Annotated in this window: 18 protein-coding genes; 10 read left to right on the plus strand and 8 right to left on the minus strand. The window is 64.2% G+C overall.

Going from position 1 to position 19,394, the window contains the following annotated elements; translation table 11 throughout:
• Nucleotides 1-183 precede the first annotated feature (183 nt).
• From V9K93_RS13370 to V9K93_RS13380, 3 genes are all read right to left on the minus strand, one after another.
• Nucleotides 184-2,319 carry a TonB-dependent siderophore receptor gene (locus V9K93_RS13370; RefSeq protein ID WP_337302697.1) on the minus strand — a complete coding sequence of 712 codons (2,136 nt, stop codon included), beginning with the start codon at nt 2,317-2,319 and terminating at the stop codon, nt 184-186.
• A 117-nt stretch (nt 2,320-2,436) separates the two neighbouring features.
• On the minus strand, nt 2,437-4,362 hold the full coding sequence (locus V9K93_RS13375) for a hypothetical protein (protein ID WP_337302698.1): 1,926 nt from the start codon (nt 4,360-4,362) through the stop codon (nt 2,437-2,439).
• Between the two features lie 54 nt (nt 4,363-4,416).
• Nucleotides 4,417-5,055, minus strand: a complete 639-nt coding sequence (locus V9K93_RS13380) for a TetR/AcrR family transcriptional regulator (RefSeq protein ID WP_136638293.1) — start codon at nt 5,053-5,055, stop codon at nt 4,417-4,419.
• Nucleotides 5,056-5,137: 82 nt separating this feature from the next.
• Between V9K93_RS13380 and V9K93_RS13385 the strand changes: the two genes are divergently transcribed.
• On the plus strand, nt 5,138-6,673 hold the full coding sequence (locus tag V9K93_RS13385) for an FAD-dependent monooxygenase (RefSeq protein WP_337302699.1): 1,536 nt from the start codon (nt 5,138-5,140) through the stop codon (nt 6,671-6,673).
• A gap of 45 nt (nt 6,674-6,718) precedes the next feature.
• On the opposite strand, the gene V9K93_RS13390 is transcribed toward V9K93_RS13385, so the two are convergent.
• The 4 genes from V9K93_RS13390 to V9K93_RS13405 form a co-directional block, all read right to left on the minus strand.
• Nucleotides 6,719-6,964 (minus strand): hypothetical protein, encoded by a 246-nt coding sequence (locus V9K93_RS13390; protein ID WP_046986700.1) that lies wholly within the window; start codon nt 6,962-6,964, stop codon nt 6,719-6,721.
• 126 nt (nt 6,965-7,090) lie between these two features.
• Nucleotides 7,091-7,360, minus strand: coding sequence for a hypothetical protein (locus V9K93_RS13395; RefSeq protein ID WP_032971045.1), 270 nt, complete (start codon nt 7,358-7,360; stop codon nt 7,091-7,093).
• A gap of 104 nt (nt 7,361-7,464) precedes the next feature.
• Nucleotides 7,465-7,941: a hypothetical protein gene (locus V9K93_RS13400; RefSeq protein WP_046986699.1), complete on the minus strand. Its 477-nt coding sequence runs from the start codon at nt 7,939-7,941 to the stop codon at nt 7,465-7,467.
• A 93-nt stretch (nt 7,942-8,034) separates the two neighbouring features.
• Nucleotides 8,035-9,273, minus strand: a complete 1,239-nt coding sequence (locus V9K93_RS13405) for an NADH:flavin oxidoreductase/NADH oxidase family protein (protein ID WP_046986698.1) — start codon at nt 9,271-9,273, stop codon at nt 8,035-8,037.
• An 89-nt stretch (nt 9,274-9,362) separates the two neighbouring features.
• Here V9K93_RS13405 and V9K93_RS13410 point away from each other — a divergent pair, with 89 nt between their 5' ends.
• A complete protein-coding gene (locus V9K93_RS13410) occupies nt 9,363-9,839 on the plus strand; it encodes a MerR family transcriptional regulator (protein ID WP_046986697.1) in 477 nt (158 codons plus the stop codon).
• Between the two features lie 16 nt (nt 9,840-9,855).
• Here V9K93_RS13410 and V9K93_RS13415 read toward each other — a convergent pair whose 3' ends face one another.
• Nucleotides 9,856-11,067, minus strand: coding sequence for an MFS transporter (locus tag V9K93_RS13415; protein ID WP_136638207.1), 1,212 nt, complete (start codon nt 11,065-11,067; stop codon nt 9,856-9,858).
• A 235-nt stretch (nt 11,068-11,302) separates the two neighbouring features.
• Here V9K93_RS13415 and V9K93_RS13420 point away from each other — a divergent pair, with 235 nt between their 5' ends.
• The 8 genes from V9K93_RS13420 (at nt 11,303) to V9K93_RS20810 (ending at nt 19,375) form a co-directional block, all read left to right on the plus strand.
• Nucleotides 11,303-11,560: a hypothetical protein gene (locus V9K93_RS13420; RefSeq protein WP_006374755.1), complete on the plus strand. Its 258-nt coding sequence runs from the start codon at nt 11,303-11,305 to the stop codon at nt 11,558-11,560.
• Between the two features lie 36 nt (nt 11,561-11,596).
• Nucleotides 11,597-13,276 (plus strand): type IV secretory system conjugative DNA transfer family protein, encoded by a 1,680-nt coding sequence (locus tag V9K93_RS13425; protein ID WP_046986263.1) that lies wholly within the window; start codon nt 11,597-11,599, stop codon nt 13,274-13,276.
• Nucleotides 13,277-13,702: 426 nt separating this feature from the next.
• Nucleotides 13,703-14,149 (plus strand): hypothetical protein, encoded by a 447-nt coding sequence (locus V9K93_RS13430; RefSeq protein WP_046986265.1) that lies wholly within the window; start codon nt 13,703-13,705, stop codon nt 14,147-14,149.
• Between the two features lie 89 nt (nt 14,150-14,238).
• Nucleotides 14,239-15,294, plus strand: coding sequence for a VirB8/TrbF family protein (locus V9K93_RS13435; RefSeq protein WP_046986266.1), 1,056 nt, complete (start codon nt 14,239-14,241; stop codon nt 15,292-15,294).
• Nucleotides 15,291-16,070 (plus strand): TrbG/VirB9 family P-type conjugative transfer protein, encoded by a 780-nt coding sequence (locus tag V9K93_RS13440; RefSeq protein WP_046986267.1) that lies wholly within the window; start codon nt 15,291-15,293, stop codon nt 16,068-16,070. Before V9K93_RS13435 ends, V9K93_RS13440 begins: the two co-directional genes overlap by 4 nt.
• Nucleotides 16,067-17,332: a TrbI/VirB10 family protein gene (locus V9K93_RS13445; RefSeq protein WP_006374750.1), complete on the plus strand. Its 1,266-nt coding sequence runs from the start codon at nt 16,067-16,069 to the stop codon at nt 17,330-17,332. The genes V9K93_RS13440 and V9K93_RS13445 overlap by 4 nt, the downstream gene beginning before the upstream one ends.
• Before the next feature lie 12 nt (nt 17,333-17,344).
• Nucleotides 17,345-18,388 carry a P-type DNA transfer ATPase VirB11 gene (gene virB11 / locus V9K93_RS13450; protein WP_337302700.1) on the plus strand — a complete coding sequence of 348 codons (1,044 nt, stop codon included), beginning with the start codon at nt 17,345-17,347 and terminating at the stop codon, nt 18,386-18,388.
• Nucleotides 18,389-18,391: 3 nt separating this feature from the next.
• A complete protein-coding gene (locus V9K93_RS20810) occupies nt 18,392-19,375 on the plus strand; it encodes a lytic transglycosylase domain-containing protein (RefSeq protein ID WP_426355615.1) in 984 nt (327 codons plus the stop codon).
• Nucleotides 19,376-19,394: the final 19 nt, after the last annotated feature.

Genomic DNA, 19,394 nt, shown 5'->3' on the forward strand with positions numbered 1-19,394 from the left:
CATGGTGAATCGTGTGCTGGCCCGCAACGCTCCTGCTGCACCGCAATTACCGCCGATGGTCGGCTGCGAGCGTGGCTGACTGCGCGCAAGAATACCCGAATCACAGCGGATCGCGGCCTTGCTGCTCCGCACCAAAAGAGGCGTGCCAAAGGCGAGGCAACAGGGCTGCGGAGGTTCCCCTTCTCAGAAACTGTAAGCCGCCTGCAGATACACCCGTCGCGGCTCACCTGGGAAATGCCCGTTGCGCTCGATGAAGCCGCTGGCTGCATATACCTTGTCGAACAGGTTCTTGACGTTGGCCTGGAACTGCCATTGCTTCCAGCTGGTCTTCCAGCTCATGTCGAACACGGTGTAAGCCTTCACCGTCTGCCCGTCCAGACTGACGCGCTCACCCACATGGTCAGCACCAAAGCCGATGGCCGAATTGAGCGCCGGCAGGTCGTAGCGAGTCCACAGACCTAATTTGTTGCGCGGCGCATTGGCGAAGCGGTTGCCGGAGGCATTGGTGATGCCGCTTGGACCTGCGTCCTTCACCCGCGCGTCGTTGTAGGCGTAGGTCAGGTTCAATACCCAGTGATCGGTGACGTCGGCCAGCAGATCCAGCTCCATGCCGGTGCTGCGCACCAGGCCCAGTGCGGCCAGCTGGTTCACGCCGCCAATCACTTCACCCGTGGCCTGCACGATGTTGCTGCGGTCAATCCGGTAGGCCGCCAAGTTCAAGGTCACGCGGTCGGCCAGCAGTGATTTCATGCCCACCTCCCACTGCTTGCTGCGCTCGGCATCGAACGGGCCACCGGCGGCGGGATTCTGGTTGGCCGCGCTCTGCGGTACGAAGCCGCTGGCCACGTTGGCGTAGACATTCAGGCCTTCGCGGACGGTGAACGTGCTGCCCAGCCGCCAGCTGAGGTCGTTGCCATCCACGCTGCTGCCGGCAATGCGGTCGTCGTCCTTGAAGCCATCCCAGCGCAGCCCGGCCAGCAGGTGCCAGCGAGCGGTCAGCGCCAGTTCGTCCTGCAGGTAAGCGCCGTAGCGCTTGCTGCGGGTGGACGTGCTACGCCACGGCAGGGCAGCCAGGTTGTAGTCGTGCCAGGTGCTGGCCCCGTACACGGGATTGAACAGGTCGATGCCTCGCACCGGCGCGGCGCCACGTGCAAGGTCGGCGCTGTTGGCGGTCTGTGCAGTGAAATCCGCATCCAGCTGATACACGTCCGCGCCGAACAGCACCTTGTGCTCGACGGCGCCGGTATTCACCCGCCAGACCGCGTTGCCATTGGCAGTGAATGCCTCGTTGTCGCGGATCTGGTTGCGCAGCTGGCGGGTCATCCACTCGGCCACGCCATCGCGGTCACGGTCGATCAGCCCCATCGGCTCGTGATACATCTGGTGCTCGTTGTTGCTGAACCAGCGTGCGGCGAAATCGACGTCCAGGTTGTCGCGCGGTGCGAAGCGGTACTGCGCCAGCGCCACCTTGGCGCGCATGTCGAGAAAGTCACTGGTCTCGTTGTGGTTCCAGCGGCGGTCGGTCAGGAAGGTGCCCGCATCATTCACCGGCACGCCGCGCAAGCGGTTGCCGCCCAGGTTCTGGGTGATGTCGGTGAACTGCAGCACCAGCTCGCCGGTCTGGCCAACATCGAAGGCCAATGAGGCATCACCGATCACGCTCTCGCTGTCGGCATTCCAGCGCACACCTTGCTCGGTGTCGGCGTACAGGCCGGCGCGGTAGCGCACGCTGCCAGCGGCATTCAATGGAGCCGTGCCTTCGATCGAGCCGGCGCGGAAATCCCGGTTGCCCATCTGCACTTCGATGCGGCGCTCAGCGACCGCCCTGGGCTTGCGCGTGACATAGTTGATGACGCCGCCGGCGTCGCCACCACCGTAGAGTGCGCCGGCCGGTCCCTTCAGCACCTCCACGCGTTCGATGTTGAACAGCTGTGGTACCGAGAAGCCCGCGTACGGGTCGCCGCGCAGGCCGTCATACAGCACGTTCTCCTGGCGGAAGCCGCGCAGGGTCACGCCGGCATAGCTGAAATAGCTGATGCCGCTGATGCTGCGATAGAGGTCGGTCACCTGACGCGCGGCCTGATCGTCGATCAGCTCGCGCGGGATCACCTGGATCGACTGTGGGACCAACTCGAGGGGTGTATCGGTGCGGGTGCCGACCGCAGCGTCGTCCACCCGGTACAGCGTCTGTGCGCGGCCGCGCACTTCGACGGAATCCAGCTCCTTCGGCGGGCCATCCGCCGCATGGGCGGGGAGGGGTGTCAGGGCAATGGCCAGAGCGGCGCAAAGGGGGTACCTACAGAGCGATGGGAGGGCCATGGGGGCGACAGTGTGGATTTCAAATGAGAAAGACTATCATTTGCATTGTCATAGTGCCGCTTCGCCGATCATGCGCTGCCCGCCCGGTCAGGGTGGGCAGCGCCGGGAGCGTGCATCTCACGTCGGTGTCAGCAACTCGCTGATGGCGTCGTGCTGCTTTCCAAGTTGCTGTTGCAGCACGAAATCGTGCAGCAGGGCCGCAGCGGCCTTGCGTTGCCCATCGATGTCCTGGAGCGAGGCATAGCGCACGGTCGGGTCGTTCGGACTCGGTCGCCCAGGCGCCTCCATCTCAGTGGCGGAGGTGAGCGTGATGAAGGCCAGCGCGCGCTTGTTCTCCTTCAGTTCCGCGTTGGTGGTCAGCACTACCAGAGTGACCTCATAACTGAGGCTGCCACCGCGCCGGGTGTTGTAGGCGTGGCTGCGCACGCTGACCTTGGTTCCCTTGGGCAATACCGCCTGCAGCTTCCGGGCGAAATCCCATTTATCGAATGCCATCTGTGTCTTCTGGTCGACGCGCACCATGAACGCAACATCGACACCGGTAAACGGAACCTGTGGCACGTCCAGATAGGGGCTCTGTTTCAGGCTCTGCACCAGGACCAGATCGTCACTGAACATGGCAGAGGGGTCGACGGGGGCGGTGAAGGACTGTTTGAGCAGCTCGAAGATGGTCAGTGCGCGTTGGCGTCCCTGGGCAATCCGCTGAAGTACCGCCGGTGCTGGATTGTTCTGCACATAGCTGGCGTTGGCGTCCTGCATGCGTCGCTGCACTACCGCTGTCAGTCCATTGATCTGCTGGTCGGCAGACGCATTGGCGTTGGCGGAAGCCTCTTCACCGGCCATGCTGTCGACTACCTTCTTGAACTGTGCCAGACGGTCCTGGCCCGCGTAGAGGGTGTAGATCTCGTTTACGCGCGCCACCCGCTTGTGTCGCTTGCGCGCGCTGGGGCGGTTGGGGTCGACGGCGATCTCACACAGCATCACCAGGTTCTCGCGCAGGTGGTAGTCCATGTCCGGTAGTGGCAGACGGACCGGATCCTGGGCCCCACCATCGGTGCCGATCACCAGTTTTCCGCGGTCGATTTCCGACCAGACAGTGACCGCCTCGATCGAGTTCCGGCGCGGCAGGCTGACGTCGATCAGTTCCATCAGGATCGGTCGGGGCGTAGCGGGTGCCGTCTGAGGTGGATTCGGCGGCGCGGTGATCAGCTCGGCATGCCAGGTGTAACCCATCCGGTAAAGGATGAAGGGCCGGATGGCATCGTTGAGGATGATGCCCGGCGGAGCTGCACGTCCCGGCGATGTGAGGTCACGCCGGGTGTCAAGGGTGAGCCCGGTGGTGTCGCGGCTGTAGACACGGCGCAGTGCCTGGGTGGGATCGCAGGTGGCACGCCAGGTGACGTTCGCGGGCTGGCCTGGAGGGAGGGGCAATGGCTGAGGCGTCGGTTCCAGCGGCGATGCGGCGGGCTGCGGCGGCCTGGGAAGGGGCTGCAGCAGATACGCCGCATTCTGTGCTGCGAGCTGATCGATCAGGACTGCGACGTTCTGGCCGGCAATGGTGAGTTCTTCAACCACCAGATCTTCGATCAAGGCATGCAGTTCGTTTTGCACCGCGCCTGGCAGCCAGGGATCGATCACAATCTGCGTATCCCAGTCCGAGTCACCCGATGTGAAAAGGTGTTCGTTGTGGTTCTGCAACATGTCCATTCGTGCGGCGAAGGCATTGCCGCCCTTGATGTAGAAATGCACCAACGACATGTCCTGGCGGAGCAGGTACTTGGTGCGCACGCCGTCAGACAGGGCATGCAGTTTCCCATCGATGTCGGCCAGCGCTCTGATGACGGCGTTGCGGATGTCCGGGTACGTCTGCGCGCTGTTGATCTTCTTGGTCAGGTCGCCGCTGGTCTGGCGGCGCCAGTCGGCTTGCTCAGGTGTCTCTTTCATGGCTTGGCCTCTGCGGGAAGACAGGGTGCTGCGCGAGGTGGAGCCTGACGCAACAGTGGCTTCACCGTAGATGCCGGCAAGCGGGAATGATCGGGGCAATCGATGCTGGTCGTGACCGCCGATGCGGTGGATTCAATGATCGTTGCGGGCTGGTTACTGGTCGCGTGCTGTGTAGGCGGTCCCGCTGAGCGCAGCGCGCACGCCGATGCTGCCGCGCTGCCAGGTTGCAGCGAATGCCGGCGTGGAATCGTTGCCTTTGTTGAAGGCACGCAGTGCATCGGCATAGGCCACCACCAGCGCTGCGATCAGCATCGATGCACCCAGTTGTGCCGGTGCGTCGGCGGGGTCGGCCCCGGTGGCATCTGCCATCAAGCATGCAAGGTCTGCGATGAGCAGGGCCTGCAGCTCCCGTGCGCGGCCTGCAAGTACGGGGCTTTCGGCTACGGTCAGCCAGAAGGCCGCCGCGCCTGTGTTGATCCGCAGCAGGGGGTGGCCGCTCTCCAGAAGTTCCTGCACCAGCGACTGGAAGGCCACAAGCGGGGGCATGCTGCGGCGCGCCAGCATGCCCTCCCGCAGTAGATCCCGGGCCTCCTCGTCGCGGTCAAACACCAGGTCTTCCTTGCTCGCGAAGTAGTTGAAGACCGTTTTGCGTGAGACACCTGCGGCCTCGGCGATCTCGGACATCGATACGGCTTCGAAGCCGCGCCGGATGATCAGCTCGGTGGCGACGTCCGAAATCGCTTGCCGGGTCTCGGCCTTGCGTTGTTCGCGACGGCCTGGGGGCGGGGTCATGGGCGGCTCACTTGTGAAAAAGTACACCGAGTGTAACATTTGCTTCGCCAGAGTGCCGGCCCGGTGCTCACAAGGAATTCCGATGCTGTACGACGTCGTCATTGCCGGGGCTGGCCCGGTCGGCCTGGTCCTGTCCTGCGAGCTGGCCCTGGCCGGCTGTTCGGTGTTGGTGCTGGAGCAGGCCGAGTCCCCGGAATCACCCCTCAAGCGCCTGCCCTTTGGGCTGCGCGGCTTGAACACGCCCACCCTGGAGGCGCTGGACAGGCGCGACTTGCTGCAGGCGGTGGCCGCGCGCCAGGTGCTGAAACCCGACAAGGGCGCACCACCGCCCGGCACCGCCCACTGGCTGGCGCAGCCCCGGCCGCTGGGCGGCCACTTCGCTGGCATTCCGTTTGCGCTGGACAACGTGGCCAGCGAGCGCTGGCTGTATCGCCTGCCGTCGCCGGTCGGCTTCCAGATGGCGATTGAACTGCAGGCGCTGGAAGCGGTGCTGGCCGAACGCGCGACCGCGCTTGGCGTGCGCATCGACCGCGGGAGCGCGGTGCAGGCGGTGCGCATGGAAGGTGAGCAGGTTGCCGTGGAGACCCTTCGCGGTACAGCCCATGGCCGCTGGCTGATCGGTTGCGACGGCGCGCGCAGTACCGTGCGCAAGCAATCAGGTTTCACCTTCGCCGGTACCGAGCCGGAATTCACCGGGCACTCGCTGCTGATCGAGCTGGAAGACCCGTCGGTGCTCACGCCGGGGCGCCATTACACCGTCGCTGGGATGTACAACTTCAATCCGCCAGGCGTGTTGGCGTTGGCCGATTTCGACGGCGGTGCCGGTCATCGCACGCCGCTGGACCGGGAGCGCGCGCAGGCCATGCTACGGCGCATATCCGGACGTGAAGCGACCATCACGGCGGTGCATCTGGCTACCACCTGGACCGATGCCGCGCGCCAGGCCGCGGCCTATCGCAAGGGACGCGTGCTGCTGGCCGGCGATGCAGCGCACATGCATTCGCCGCTTGGCGGGCAAGGCCTGAACCTTGGCATCGGCGACGCGATGAACCTCGGTTGGAAGCTGGCCGCCGTGGTGCGTGGCGATGCCGATGCCGATGAGGAGCTGCTGGACAGCTACCAGGCCGAGCGCTATCCGATCGGCGCGAAGGTGCTGGACTGGTCGCGTGCGCAGGTCGCGTTGATGCGGCCGGGCGCTGGCTCGCGCGCGCTGGCGGCGGTGATGGCCGATCTGGCCGACACCCGTGATGGTGCGACATACCTGGCTGAGCGGGTCTGGGGCGTTGCGCAGCAGCTGGATCTGGGCGTGGGCCATCCGCTGGTCGGCCGCAGCGCGCCGGACTTCCAACTGGCCGATGGACGCCGCATGGGTGAACTGCTGCGTGCAGGGCAGGGCGTGCTGCTGGTGTTCGACGCGGGCACGTCGTTGTGCGCAAGCATCGAGGGTTGCCAACGGCGCCCGGCCCTCATCCGGCAGGCGGTGGATGACACGCTCGGACTGGGCGCGGTGCTGGTGCGCCCGGATGGCATCGTTGCCTGGGCCTGTGATGCGGGGGGGGATGGGGCCGGGATGTCCAATGCGCTGCGGCGCTGGTTCGGGTCGATGGCAGCAGGCTGACCGGCAAGACGGTGGCGCAGCCGGCAAGGGCTGCGCCAGTTGTGGTCAGAGGTCCTTCTTCTTTCCGCTCAGATCCAGCGGCCGGTCACTGCCCTTGCGCTCACTTGACCACACTTCCATGCTCTTGTTGCAGCGGCTCTCGCGGGCCGCCACTTCGCGCGGTAGATCCTTCAGATGCGGCGACTCCTGGCAGGCCTGATGCATGTTGCTGTCGTCATAGGTAGCACAGGCGCTGAGCGATGCCAGGGCGATGGCGGAAAGGGCGGCGCGATACAGGGGCTGCAGGGTCATGGCGTGGTCTCGGGGGTAATGCCGGGTGGCCATGGCATTCCAATCCGTGACCCCCGGCACGCACAATCCGACTGATCGCACTTGTTATCTTGTAACGTTTAAGTGATAGTCGTGCGCTTGCCCGGATCAGGCGAGGCAGATCATCAGCACCGTGCAAAGCACCAGCATCAGCACGAACACACGCCGGCTCAATGCGAGGCAGGCCAGGTAGGCTGCCAGCGCCCAGGCGCCCAGCAGTGCGCAGGCCAGCAGCCAGAGGCCGATCACCATCAGTGATCCGCTCGCCAGCGCAGACAACGCAATCGCTTTGAACAAGGCCACGCCCAGCACGCTGCCGAGCACGCCGGCCTGCAGGGCAACGGCATCGTGGCGGGCAGGGGCAGGGTGGCGGAACATGCTGGCCGGAGTGGTCACATGGAAGGGCGGCGCAGCTACTGTGCCCGACCCCATATCCACGCCGCGTGTACTTCGCGTGCGCCATGTGCCTGCAGCAGGGGCGCTCAGTCGAACTCACCCTCGGCCGATTCCAGTCGCTGCCGGTACGCCGCCCGGTGCTGGTACAGGCGCTGGCACTCTTCCGACCTGTGGATGCGGCTGCCGGGTTCGTTGGCCACCGAGTCGCACATCCGCGCGATGTGGTTGTTCTCCGCCAGTTCGGTGACGAAGAACACTGCAGTGACGCCGGTGCCGAGCAGCACGACATACAGCAGGCGGCTGAGCCAGCGCGACAGCTTGCGCTCGAAGTGCTGCTGGATGGTCAGGTCGAAACGGATGATGCTGAGCACGATCCAGACGATCGCGACCAGGAAGCAGAGCGTGGGCAGCAGGCCACGCCAGATTCCCGCTTCATATACCGATTCGCTGTAGTGCACGGCGGCCCCGGCACCGGCGATGGCGATGGCCAGTGCCCAGTTGCGGCCCAACGAGAGCAGGTCATCGAGCAGTTTCTCGCGGTCCTTGGTCGGTGCTGCTGCCACGTCGGTTCCTTCTGCCCGTTGCGATCGGCGGCGGGGTGCCGCCGATCCTGCAGATGGTGGGGTATTGCCCCGGTGATGAGAAGCCTTTCCGGCTCAGTGCGCGGCCGCGCGTGCCCCCATCCAGCGTCGGTAGCGGCGGGTCCTGCATGTGGCCGCGGCCTGTGCCAGCAGCAGTGCCCACACTGGCGAGACGCCGGGGGCGGTCGGCTGACGTCGGCTCAACCGCCCCAGCTGGTACTTCACCGTGGCCATGTGTGCACTGGCAGCCAGCGGCTTGCTGCGCCAGTCGATGTTGCGCAGGGTCGGTACCTGATCGCGGCCTTGCTGCCAATGGTGTGGCAGGTCCGGCTCGATTGCCAGCGCGGTGGCGATGCCGACCATCGCAACACCGCTGTCCAGCACCTGCTCGGCCACTGCACGGCGACGGATGCCGCCGGTGACCATCAGCGGCATCGTTGCCACCGTGGCGATCTCGCGTGCGAATTCGAGGAAGTAGGCTTCGCGGGCCAGGCTGCGGCCGTCGCGTGCGGCGCCGGTCATCGCCGGCGCTTCATAACTGCCGCCGGACAGTTCCACCATATCCACGCCCAGTGGTGCCAGCATCTCCACTACTGCGCGCGCCTCCTCGTGCGAGAAGCCACCGCGCTGGAAATCGGCTGAGTTGAGCTTCACTGCCACCACGAATGCGGGCGACACCGCCGCGCGTACGCCCTGCACGATCTCCAGCAGCAGGCGCGCACGGTTTTCCAAGCTGCCGCCCCAGTGGTCCTCGCGCCGGTTGGACAGCGGCGACAGGAACTGGCTGAGCAGGTAGCCGTGCGCGGCATGGATTTCCACCCCGCTGAAACCGGCACGTTCGGCCAGTTCGGCGCTGCGGATGAAGCGGGCAATCACTTCCTCGATGTCGGTCCCGGTCATCGCCCGCGGCGGTGCGAACTGCTTGGACAGGGCCCCCAGATCCATGGCTACCGATGAGGGTGCCAACGCCGGTTGGCCGAGCGCGGCCGGCATCTGCCGCCCGGGGTGGTTGATCTGCATCCACATCTGCGCACCGCGCGAACGAGCGGTGTCGGCCCAGGCGATGAAGCGATCAAGGTGGCGATCGTCTTCCAGCACCACACCGCCGGGGCCGGTCATGGCACGGCGGTCGACCATCACGTTGCCGGTAATGATCAGGCCGGCGCCGCCGTCGGCCCAGCGCTGGTACAGCTGCAGCAGCGCGGCCGAGGGCGCGTGGTCGGCGTCGGCCATGTTTTCTTCCATCGCCGCCTTGGCGATGCGGTTGCGGATGACGGCACCGGAAGGCAGTACCAAGGGCGAGAACAGCGACATCGGACAGCTCCAGGACAGGGGAATGGCGCTACGCTAACCTTCAAGTTTGATTGAAGGTCAACGGGTTCCAATGTCGAGGATTCAGGCAGATGAAGATCGGTGAGCTGGCGCGACGCACCGGCCTGGCGGCATCGCGCATCCGCTTCTATGAGGATGCAGGGTTGCTGGTTGTGCAGCGCCAGGCCAACGGCTATCGCGACTATCCGGAGCAGGCGGTGCTGCTGCTGGAGCTGATCACCGGTGCGCAGCGCGCCGGTTTCAGCCTGGAAGAGATCCGCGCGCTGTTGCCGCCGGACATGGGCCAGTGGCAGCACGACGCGCTGATTACGATGCTGCAGCAGAAAGTGGCCGACATCGAGGCGCTGCAACTGCGGCTGGAACAGAGCCGTGTGCATCTGCTGGCGCTGATCGAAGATATCCAGGCGCGGCCGGAGGGCATCGATTGCGCGGCCAATTCCCGGCGGGTGCTGGACCGCGTGAAGCGCGGTGAGCTGGCGCGGCCGACGCTGGCGGCCGGTGATGTGGCGATGCTGCGCCCGGATCGCCGCCGCATAGGCCGCGACTGACGATCCGGCGCGATGTTCAGTGGCTGCCGGCTACGGCGGCCTTGCGCTTCTTGTCCAGCATCACCGCCACGCACCACAGCAGCAGGCCGCCGATGGCGGTGGCCGCGCCCACATAGCCGGTGCTGGCCGGACTGAAGCCGGCGCTGATCGCCATGCCGCCCAGCCACGGGCCGAGCGCATTGGCGGTATTGAAGGCGGCATGATTGGAGGCGGCAGCCAGGGTCTGCGCTTCGCCGGCCACGTCCATCAGGCGCGTCTGCAGCACCGCAGCCAGCGCACCCATGGTGCCAACGGTGATGATCATCGGGCCGATGGTCCACACTGACTGTGCGGCCAACGGATACAGCAGCAGCATCACGATCGACCACAGCAGCACCACCGCAGCGGCCTTGAAGTGGAATTTGTCGACCAGCCAGCCACCGGCGATGTTGCCGATGATCGCCCCGATGCCGAACACGCCCACTGCCAGTGGCATCCACGATTCGGCCACGCCGGTGACCTGCACCAGGGTCGGCGCCAGGTAGGTGAACACGCAGAACATGCCGGCGAAACCGACCGCGCCGATCGCCAGCGCCAGCCACACCTGGGTGGTGTTGAAGGCACGCAGTTCGCGCATCGGCGAGGTGCGCACCTCGTCCGGGTCCGGCAGCAGGAAGCGCGCGATCATCGCCACGGTGGCGATGGCCAGCAGGCTGACCAGAGCGAAGGCGGTGCGCCAGCTCAGCTGCTGGCCCAGCCAGGTGGTCAGCGGGTTGCCGATCAGGATCGCGATCGACAGGCCCAGCAGCACCCGCGACATCGCCTGGCCGCGCTGGCCGGCCGGACTGATCGCAGCGGCCACCAGCATCGCCACGCCGAAGTAGGCGCCATGCGGCAGGCCGGCAACGAAACGTGCGATCAGCATCGTGCCGTAGTTCGGGGCCAGGGCACTGGCCAGATTGCCGACGGCGTAGAAGCCCATCAGCGCCAGCAGCAGCTTGCGGCGCGGGAAACTGGCGCCGACGAAGGCCAGGATCGGCGCACCGACCACCACGCCGATGGCGTAGGCGCTGATCAGGTGGCCGACCTGGGTTTCACTGATCGACAGGCCGCGGCTGATTTCCAGCATCAGGCCCATGCTGGCGAATTCACTGGTGCCGATGGCGAAGCCGCCCAGTGACAGGGCAAGGATGATCAGGGTGCGCTGACGGGGCGTCAGCCGCGCAGCCAGGGAAGAGTTGGGGCTCATGCGGGGGCGCGATGGGGGCGGGGAGCTCGCCATTGTACTGCTGCACCGCAACAGCAGCAGCCACGCTGGCGGTAAAACAGCGTTTGATCCGTGGAGCTGCGGCAAGCCGGGCATGGGCTCGGTACGACGGCAGGTTCGGGGCGCTGTTGTCGGCGTCCTGCATGTGATGACGACATGGCGGTCGGCATGATGCGAAACACAGGGGCTGTGGAGTGCAGGAACAAGGAGGATGTCGATGCAGGAATTCAGGCATGTACTGGAGACGCGAGGTCGCTATCAGCTGGTAGCGGTGTCCTACGCGCCGGTGTACGCTCCGGGCGATGTGGTCGGCCATGCGGTCGTAGCCGACGATGGGGATCGTCTGACCGACCTGATGTCGCTGGCCGAAGCGCGCCAACGCCTGCAGGCACTGGTGCGTGAAGAGGGCGAGGAGCCCGGGCTGGAGAACGAAAACCACCTGCGGAAGAAGGCGTCGCGCTGGCGCCGCCGCTAGGCCGTCGCGCCCTTGTGCGCATCATGGAGGATTCGGGTGTTGCCCAGTAAGAAGTATCTGCTCATCGCCATCATCACGCTGGCGACCCTGCTGCTTGGTTTCGTGTTTTCCGGTTACCTGACCCTGCTGCTGCTGGGGCTGGACACCAAGCTGTTCACCTGGAACACCTACTACCAGTACTTCAACGCGCTCGGCCAGCCACAGGTCGCGCCCTTCGTGGGCAAGATCAAGTGGGCCGGTTATCTCGGTTTCGGCCTGCCGCTGCTGGTGCTGCTGGTGACCGGCCTGGTGCTGCTGCTGAAGAAGGACAAGCGCTCGCTGCACGGTGACGCACGCTTTGCCACCAGCGCCGACCTGTCCAAGCACGGCATGTTCAAGAAGACCGGCCAGAGCATCGTGGTCGGCAGCCATGGCGGCAAGCTGGTGCGGCTGGACGGCCAGCAGTTCGTGATCCTGGCCGCGCCGACCCGCTCGGGCAAGGGCGTGGGCGTGGTCATTCCGAACCTGCTGGAGTACGGCGAATCGCTGGTGGTGCTGGACATCAAGCAGGAGAACTTCGACCTGACCAGCGGCTGGCGTGCCAGCCAGGGCCAGGAGATCTACCTGTTCAATCCCTTCGCCGAAGACCGCCGCACGCATCGCTGGAATCCGCTCAGCTACGTCTCCGACGACCCGGCGTTCCGCGTTTCGGACCTGATGAGCATCGCCGCGATGCTGTATCCGGATGGTGCCGAGGACCAGAAATTCTGGGTCAGCCAGGCGCGCAACGCGTTCATGGCCTTCACCCTGTACCTGTTCGAGAACTGGGATGACGAGCGCAGCAGTGGCTTCCCGGGCGGCTCGGGCACGCCCACCCTGGGCGCTGTCTACCGGTTGTCATCGGGTGACGGCAGCGATCTGAAGAAATACCTCAAAGCCTTGTCGGAGCGGTCGTTCCTCAGTTCCAACGCGCGCTCGGCGTTTGCCAACATGCTGTCCCAGGCCGATGAGACCTTCGCCTCGATCCTGGGTACCTTCAAGGAACCACTCAACGCCTGGATCAACCCGGTGCTGGACAGGGCCACCAGCAGCAACGATTTCCTGCTGACCGATGTCCGCAAGAAGAAGATGACCATCTACATCGGCATCCAGCCGAACAAGCTGGCCGAGAGTCGCCTGATCATCAACCTGTTCTTCAGCCAGCTGATCAACCTCAACACCAAGGAACTGCCCAAGTCCAATCCGGACCTGAAGTACCAGTGCCTGCTGCTGATGGACGAATTCACCTCGATCGGCAAGGTCGAGATCATCGCGTCGGCGGTGTCCTACATGGCCGGCTACAACATCCGCCTGCTGCCGATCATCCAGAGCATGTCCCAGCTCGATGCCACCTACGGGCGGGAGGTGTCGCGCACGATCATCACCAACCACGCGCTGCAGATCCTTTACGCGCCGCGTGAGCAGCAGGACGCCAATGACTACTCGGACATGCTCGGTTACACCACCATCCGCAAGAAGAACGTCACCCATGCCCGCGAGAAGACCCACAGCTTCACCGAGGAGCGGCGCGCACTGATGCTGCCGCAGGAGCTGAAGGCGATGGGGCCGGACAAGGAAGTATTCCTGTACGAGGGCATACCGCATCCTGTGAAGTGCGACAAGATCCGCTACTACAAGGATCGCTACTTCACCTCGAGGCTGCTGCCGAAGGTCGACGTTCCGATGCTTAACGTCTAATTCACGTCGCTAAATTTGTGACGTAGATTCATATTCATTGACGTGAATTCGTGAGCTAAGTCAAAAAAACATCATCTGTTCATAGAAATTCAGACTTGTCTGACATGGAATTGACGCGTGGTTGTGCGACCCTGTGTTCGTCATCCAGAAATGTGTGCTGGGTGTCAAATGTTGTAGAGCAGGGTGGCCAGGAGTTTGTGCCATGGAAACAAGGATGGTTTCGACGTTGGAGATGTGTGCGGGTGTGTCGTCGGCAATGACTGGCGGCCCCGTCACCTGGTTGGCGGCTTTCGGGCTGCAGGGGAACCGGGGCAGGTGTGCTGCGAGCCAGCGCGTCTTCCCGTTTCCGGTGCGCGTGATGCGGCGCCGGACGACCAGGGAGCCAATGTTCGGGACTGCTTTTTCGTACGTCAAAGTGAAGCCCGTATGAATCAGGCGTTTATCGCGAAAATATCCATCGCCGCAGTGGCGGCGTTGATGGTGGCAGGGTGTGCCACCAAGTCCGCTCCCGATTTCGGAGGGCGCTGGAAGCCGGTCAACCGTTTCGCTGCGGCGACGACCGAGATCCCGCTGTACTCCAGCTACGTCTACCAGGCTTCGCCGATGGATGGCACGCTCAAAGCCATGCTTGAGCGCTGGGCCAAGGATTCCGGGCGCACGCTGGACTACCGCCTCAGCTCGGACTTCACGCTGTACGGCGCGGTCTCGAACATCGACACCACCAATGCACAGCAGGCCGTGATCGATCTCACTGCGGCCTATGCGACGCAGGGAATCTCCGTCTCCATCGTTGGCAACCAGATCGTTGTGCAGAGCGCTGGCGCGACGCCGACCGCGTCGGCGCAGGGCGCTGATTCCAACAGCGGCACCTGAGTCCACATCGAAATCATCGAACGTGCTGCTCCCCGCGCCTGGCGCAGGGGCTTCACGCCCATTGATGTTTCAGCAGTACGGAAGAATCCATGTTCCGCAAGAAGGATCCCGGCAACAGTCCCAAGGTCGAGCAGTCGGTCGCCAAGGCGGTCAGCTACGAGATCACCGTGGCCGACATGGCGCGTCGCAGCGAGCGACGTGCCTGGTGGGTCGCCACGGGCTCGCTGTTGATGTCGCTGGCATTGGCCGGTGGCTACTACTACATGCTGCCGCTGAAGGAGAAGGTGCCGTTCCTGGTGATGGCCGATGCCTACACCGGTACTGCCACGGTTGCGCGCCTGAGTGGCACCTTCCAGGGCGAGACCATCACCAGCAATGAAGCGATCAATCGCAGCAACGTGGCCCAGTACGTGCTGGCGCGTGAATCGTACGACTCGGCGGTGATGGGCCTGCGTGACTGGGAACTGGTGTTCGTGATGTCCACCGATCCGGTGGCGCAGTCGATGCGCGTGCGTTATGCCGGCAACAACCCGCAGAACCCGTTCGTGATGTACGGCCGCGAGCGCGCCATCCGGGTCAAGATCCTCAGCATCACGCCGCTGGGTGCTGAGCCGAACGGCAGCTTCCGCGGTGCTTCGGTACGTATCCAGCGCAGTCTGCTGGACAAGCGCACCGGCGTTGCCACCTATCTGGACAACCAGTTGGTGACGATGCGCTTCGGGTACAACCAGAACCTGGCGCTGTCCGAACAGGATCGCATCCTCAATCCGCTGGCCTTCCAGGTCACCGAGTACCGCGTCGACAACGACTATTCGCGTGGCGTACCGGTGCCGGATGACGGCGCCATGCAGGCACAGGCGCAGCAGGCAGCACAGGCCGCGCAGCAGGCCCAGGCTGCCTACGATCCCAACAATCCGGCCGCGGCCATGATGATCGATCCGGCCACCGGCCAGCCGGTCGCCGTGCCGGCCAATGGCCAGGTGCCGGGCCAGCCGATACAGGGGCAGCCGATACAGGGGCAACCGATGCCGGCGCAGCCGGTACCGGGTCAAGCAACACCGGGGCAGGCCATGCCCGGTCAGCCGGCCATGAGGCCGGCGCAGAACAATTCCACCGGAACTGCTGATGGAGCAAGCAACCGATGAGTAGTCGAGATATCAGGGGAAGCGCGCTGGCGCTGCTGTCGATGTTGTCGCTGTTGTTTTCAGCAGCTGCGATGGCGCAGGCGGTGGACCACTACGAGTACGAGAAGGACCGGATCTATCCGGTTCGCACCGGCCTGGGCCTGACCACCCAGATCGAACTGAGCCCGAACGAGAAGATCCTCGACTACAGCACCGGTTTCAGCAGTGGCTGGGAACTGACACGTCGAGAGAACGTGTTCTATCTCAAGCCGAAGAACGTCGACGTCGACACCAACATGATGGTGCGCACCGAGACCCATTCCTACATCTTCGAACTGAAGGTGGTGGCCACTGATTGGCGCCAGTTGGAACAGGCCCGCCGCGCAGGCGTGCAGTACAAGATCGCCTTCGTCTATCCCAACGACACCGTGTTCGGCGTCGCCCAGGAAGCTGTCGAGGAAGAGGCCAAGCCGCTGTTGAGCTCTGAACTGGCCAAGGATCGCCAGTACAACTTCAACTACTCCTATTCGACCAGCAAGGCGAAGAAGATGGGCTGGCTGATCCCGGTCAACGCCTACGACGACAGCCGCTTCACCTACCTGAAACTGCCGAACTCGCCGGAATACAAGACCGGCATCTTCCCGGCCGTGTTCGGTCGTGAAACGGAATACGGTGAAGACTTCGTGGTCAACACCACGGTTGAAGGCAATACGCTGATCGTGCACGGGACCTACCCGTACCTGGTCATCCGCCACGGCGACTTCGTCGTCGGCCTGCGAAGGAACGTGAAGAAATGAGCCAGCAGAACACTCCCGGAAACGACCCGAACAACGGACGCGACGAGAGCCAGAGCCCGTACGGTGCCCAGGCTGCTCCGGAGGCGCAGACGAATCCGTACTTCGGCACGACCCAGGCTGAGCCTGCACCGGATCTGGACGCGGCCGCGCCGCAGCTGCGCTCGGCTGAAGAGCAGCGATTGAACCGCAAGGCGCTGCTGTTCCTGGGCGGTATCGTGGTGCTGCTTGTTGCCATGGGCTTCCTGCTTTTCCGCAAGGGCCAAGACAAGGACGATGCGCCGAAGGTGCCGGATGTTGCGCGCGCGAGCACGCCAACACTGCCGGACGCTGTCCAGACCGATCCGGGTCCGGCGCAGGCAATGCAGCCCGTTGATCCGATTCCGATGTTGCCGCCGCCTCCATTGGGGCCGAGCCGCCCTGAGCCGCCAGTGACGTTGGAAGATCGCTCCGCGGGCCCTCGTGGTCCGACGCTTGCCGAACGTCGGATGGGTGCCAGTGCCGATGGTTTCGTTGGCAATGGCGGTTCACAGGATGAGGAGCGCTCGCAGCAGGCGGGCATGGACGAATACACGCGGGCAATGCTGCAGCAGATGAACGGGCAGCAGAATGCAGCGCCAGCGCGCGTGCGTCGTGGCCCCGACGTGGATGACGTGTCCAATGCCAGCTACATCCGCAGCCCCGATGCGCTGCTGGTGCGAGGAACCTATCTGCGCTGTGTACTGGAAACCCGCATCATCACCGACATCGCGGGTTACACCTCGTGCCTGGTGACAGAGCCGGTGTACTCGATCAACGGCCGCAATCTGCTGCTGCCGAAGGGCTCCAAGATCTATGGCGCCTATGGCGGTGGTCCTACCGGCAAGCGGGTGGAAGTGATCTGGGACCGCATCACCACGCCGAACGGTATTGACGTGGCAATGTCCAGCCCGGGCGTTGATCAGCTGGGTGGCGCAGGCCATCCGGGCCAGTACAGCGCGCACTGGGGCAGCCGTATCGCCTCGGCGCTGATGATCAGCCTGTTGGCCGACGCGTTCAAGTACGCCGCCGCCGAACATGGCCCGGAGACCACCACGGTGGCCAACAACGGCATGACCATCCAGTCGCCCTATGAGAGCGCCACCGCGCGCACCATGGAACGCCTGGCCAACGAGTCGCTCAGCCAGCGTCGCCCGCCGACCGTGACCATCAACCAAGGCACCATCGTGAATGTGTACGTCGCCAAGGACGTCGACTTCACGAGCGTGCTGCATCCCCGCCGGTAACAACGAACGATCATGGACGCTGAAGTGTCACCCCTCGCCCTCGTCTCCAGCGATTTCCTGCGCTATCAGTACGAAGTGCTGGGCATCGCCGAGTACATGACTTCCCCGGAAGTGACGGAAATCTGCATCAACCGTCCCGGTGAGCTGTACCTGGAAACCCGGGCGGGGTGGCAGCGGGTGGATGTGCCGAGCCTGACCTTCGAGCGGGCCCGGCAGTTCTGCACGGCGGTGGTGAACGAGAGCAACACCGGCCAGCGCATCACCGATGCCGATCCGGTGGTCTCGCTCACGTTTCCCACCGGCCAGCGTGCCCAGTTCGTGATTCCGCCGGCGTGCGATGCAGGCAAGGTGTCGATCACCATCCGTCTACCGTCCAAGCACACCAAGTCGCTCAGCCAGTATCACGAAGATGGGTTCTTCAACCAGATCCTGGAAAGCGATGGCAGCATCAGCGAGCAGGATCGCGAGCTGCTGGAACTGCGCCAGCAGCGCGAGTACGCCGAGTTCTTCCGGCGTGCGGTGATGTACCGCAAGAACATCGTGGTATCCGGTGCGACCGGTAGCGGCAAGACCACCTTCATGAAAGCGCTGGTCAATCATATCCCGGACAACGAACGCCTGGTCACGATCGAAGATGCGCGCGAGCTGTTTCTGACCCAACCCAATGTGGTGCATCTGCTGTACTCCAAGGGTGGGCAGAGCACCAGCAATGTCAGCGCCAAGAGCTGCATGGAAGCCTGCCTGCGCATGAAGCCCGAACGCATCATCCTGGCCGAGCTGCGCGGTGACGAGGCGTTCTACTTCATCCGCAACTGCGCATCGGGCCACCCTGGCTCCATCACCAGTTGCCACGCCGGCAGCCCGGAGCAGACCTGGGACCAGCTGGCACTGATGGTGAAGGCGTCCAGCGAAGGCTCTGGCCTGGAATTCAACGTGATCAAGCGACTGTTGATGATGACGATCGACATCGTCGTGCATATCAAGGCCCATGCTGGCTCGCGCTACATCACCGGTATCGATTTCAATCCTGGGCGTGCCCAGGGGCAGGAGGGCTGAAGGATGCTGCCAGGACTTGAAATGATGGCGTGCCCGGAGATGGCGGTGTCGATGGACGTGATGCAGCATGTCATCAACGTTGAATCGTCGCGCAATCCCTATGCCATCGGCGTGGTTGGCGGCGCGTTGGCGCGTCAGCCCAAAGCGCTGGATGAAGCGCTGGCGACGGTTCGGATGCTGGAAGAGAAAGGCTACAACTTCTCCATCGGGCTGGCCCAGGTCAATCGCTATAACCTGGGCAAGTACGGCCTGGATTCCTACGAGAAGGCTTTCCAGCAATGCCCGAACCTGCAAGCGGGTTCTCGGATCCTCGCCGAGTGCTACAAGCGCTCCGGTGGTGACTGGGGCAAGTCATTCAGTTGCTACTACTCGGGCAATTTCGAGACCGGCTTCCGCCATGGCTATGTGCAGAAGGTCTATGACTCGATGCGCCGCGGGCAGCAGCTTGCCAGCAATGGTGTTGCACCGATCGACGTGGTGAGTCGCGGCGAACGCCGCAGCGTGAAGGTCGAGCATCACCCGCAGCTCGCTTCGCCGGCGCAGGCGCGCATCGTTGCGCAGGCGAGTGGCCCGGTGTACGTGCCGTCGGAAGACCCGGCACGCGCGTATGTCGTGTATCCGTCCACCGGTGCAATGGCGCGGGGCAGCCTGCTGAACATCGCCGACCAGACGCTGTCCAAGGTAGTGCTGGGTTCGGTGGACCGGATGATGCAGCCACAGGCGCAGCCCACCCAAGGGGCCGCCTATCCGCAGCAACAGGCCGGTGGCATGCCGCAGCAGCTGCCTCAGCAGGGTCCGGCGCAAGCGATGGCCATGCCGCAGCAGTTGCCAGGTGCTGCAGGTGGCAGCAACGAGGGCCCTGTGATGTTGCGGCCCTGGAATGAGCGCAATCAGCCAGTGGCCGGCAATGGCAGTTCATATAACGCACCGGCACAGTCCGCACCGGTGCAGCAGATTCCCGCAGGGGATGCGGCCTTCGTGTTCTGACGAAGTCGTGGTACGGCCA

Origin of the sequence: Stenotrophomonas sp. CCNWLW162, assembly GCF_037203745.1 — a bacterium.
Taxonomy (GTDB): domain Bacteria; phylum Pseudomonadota; class Gammaproteobacteria; order Xanthomonadales; family Xanthomonadaceae; genus Stenotrophomonas; species Stenotrophomonas maltophilia_AQ.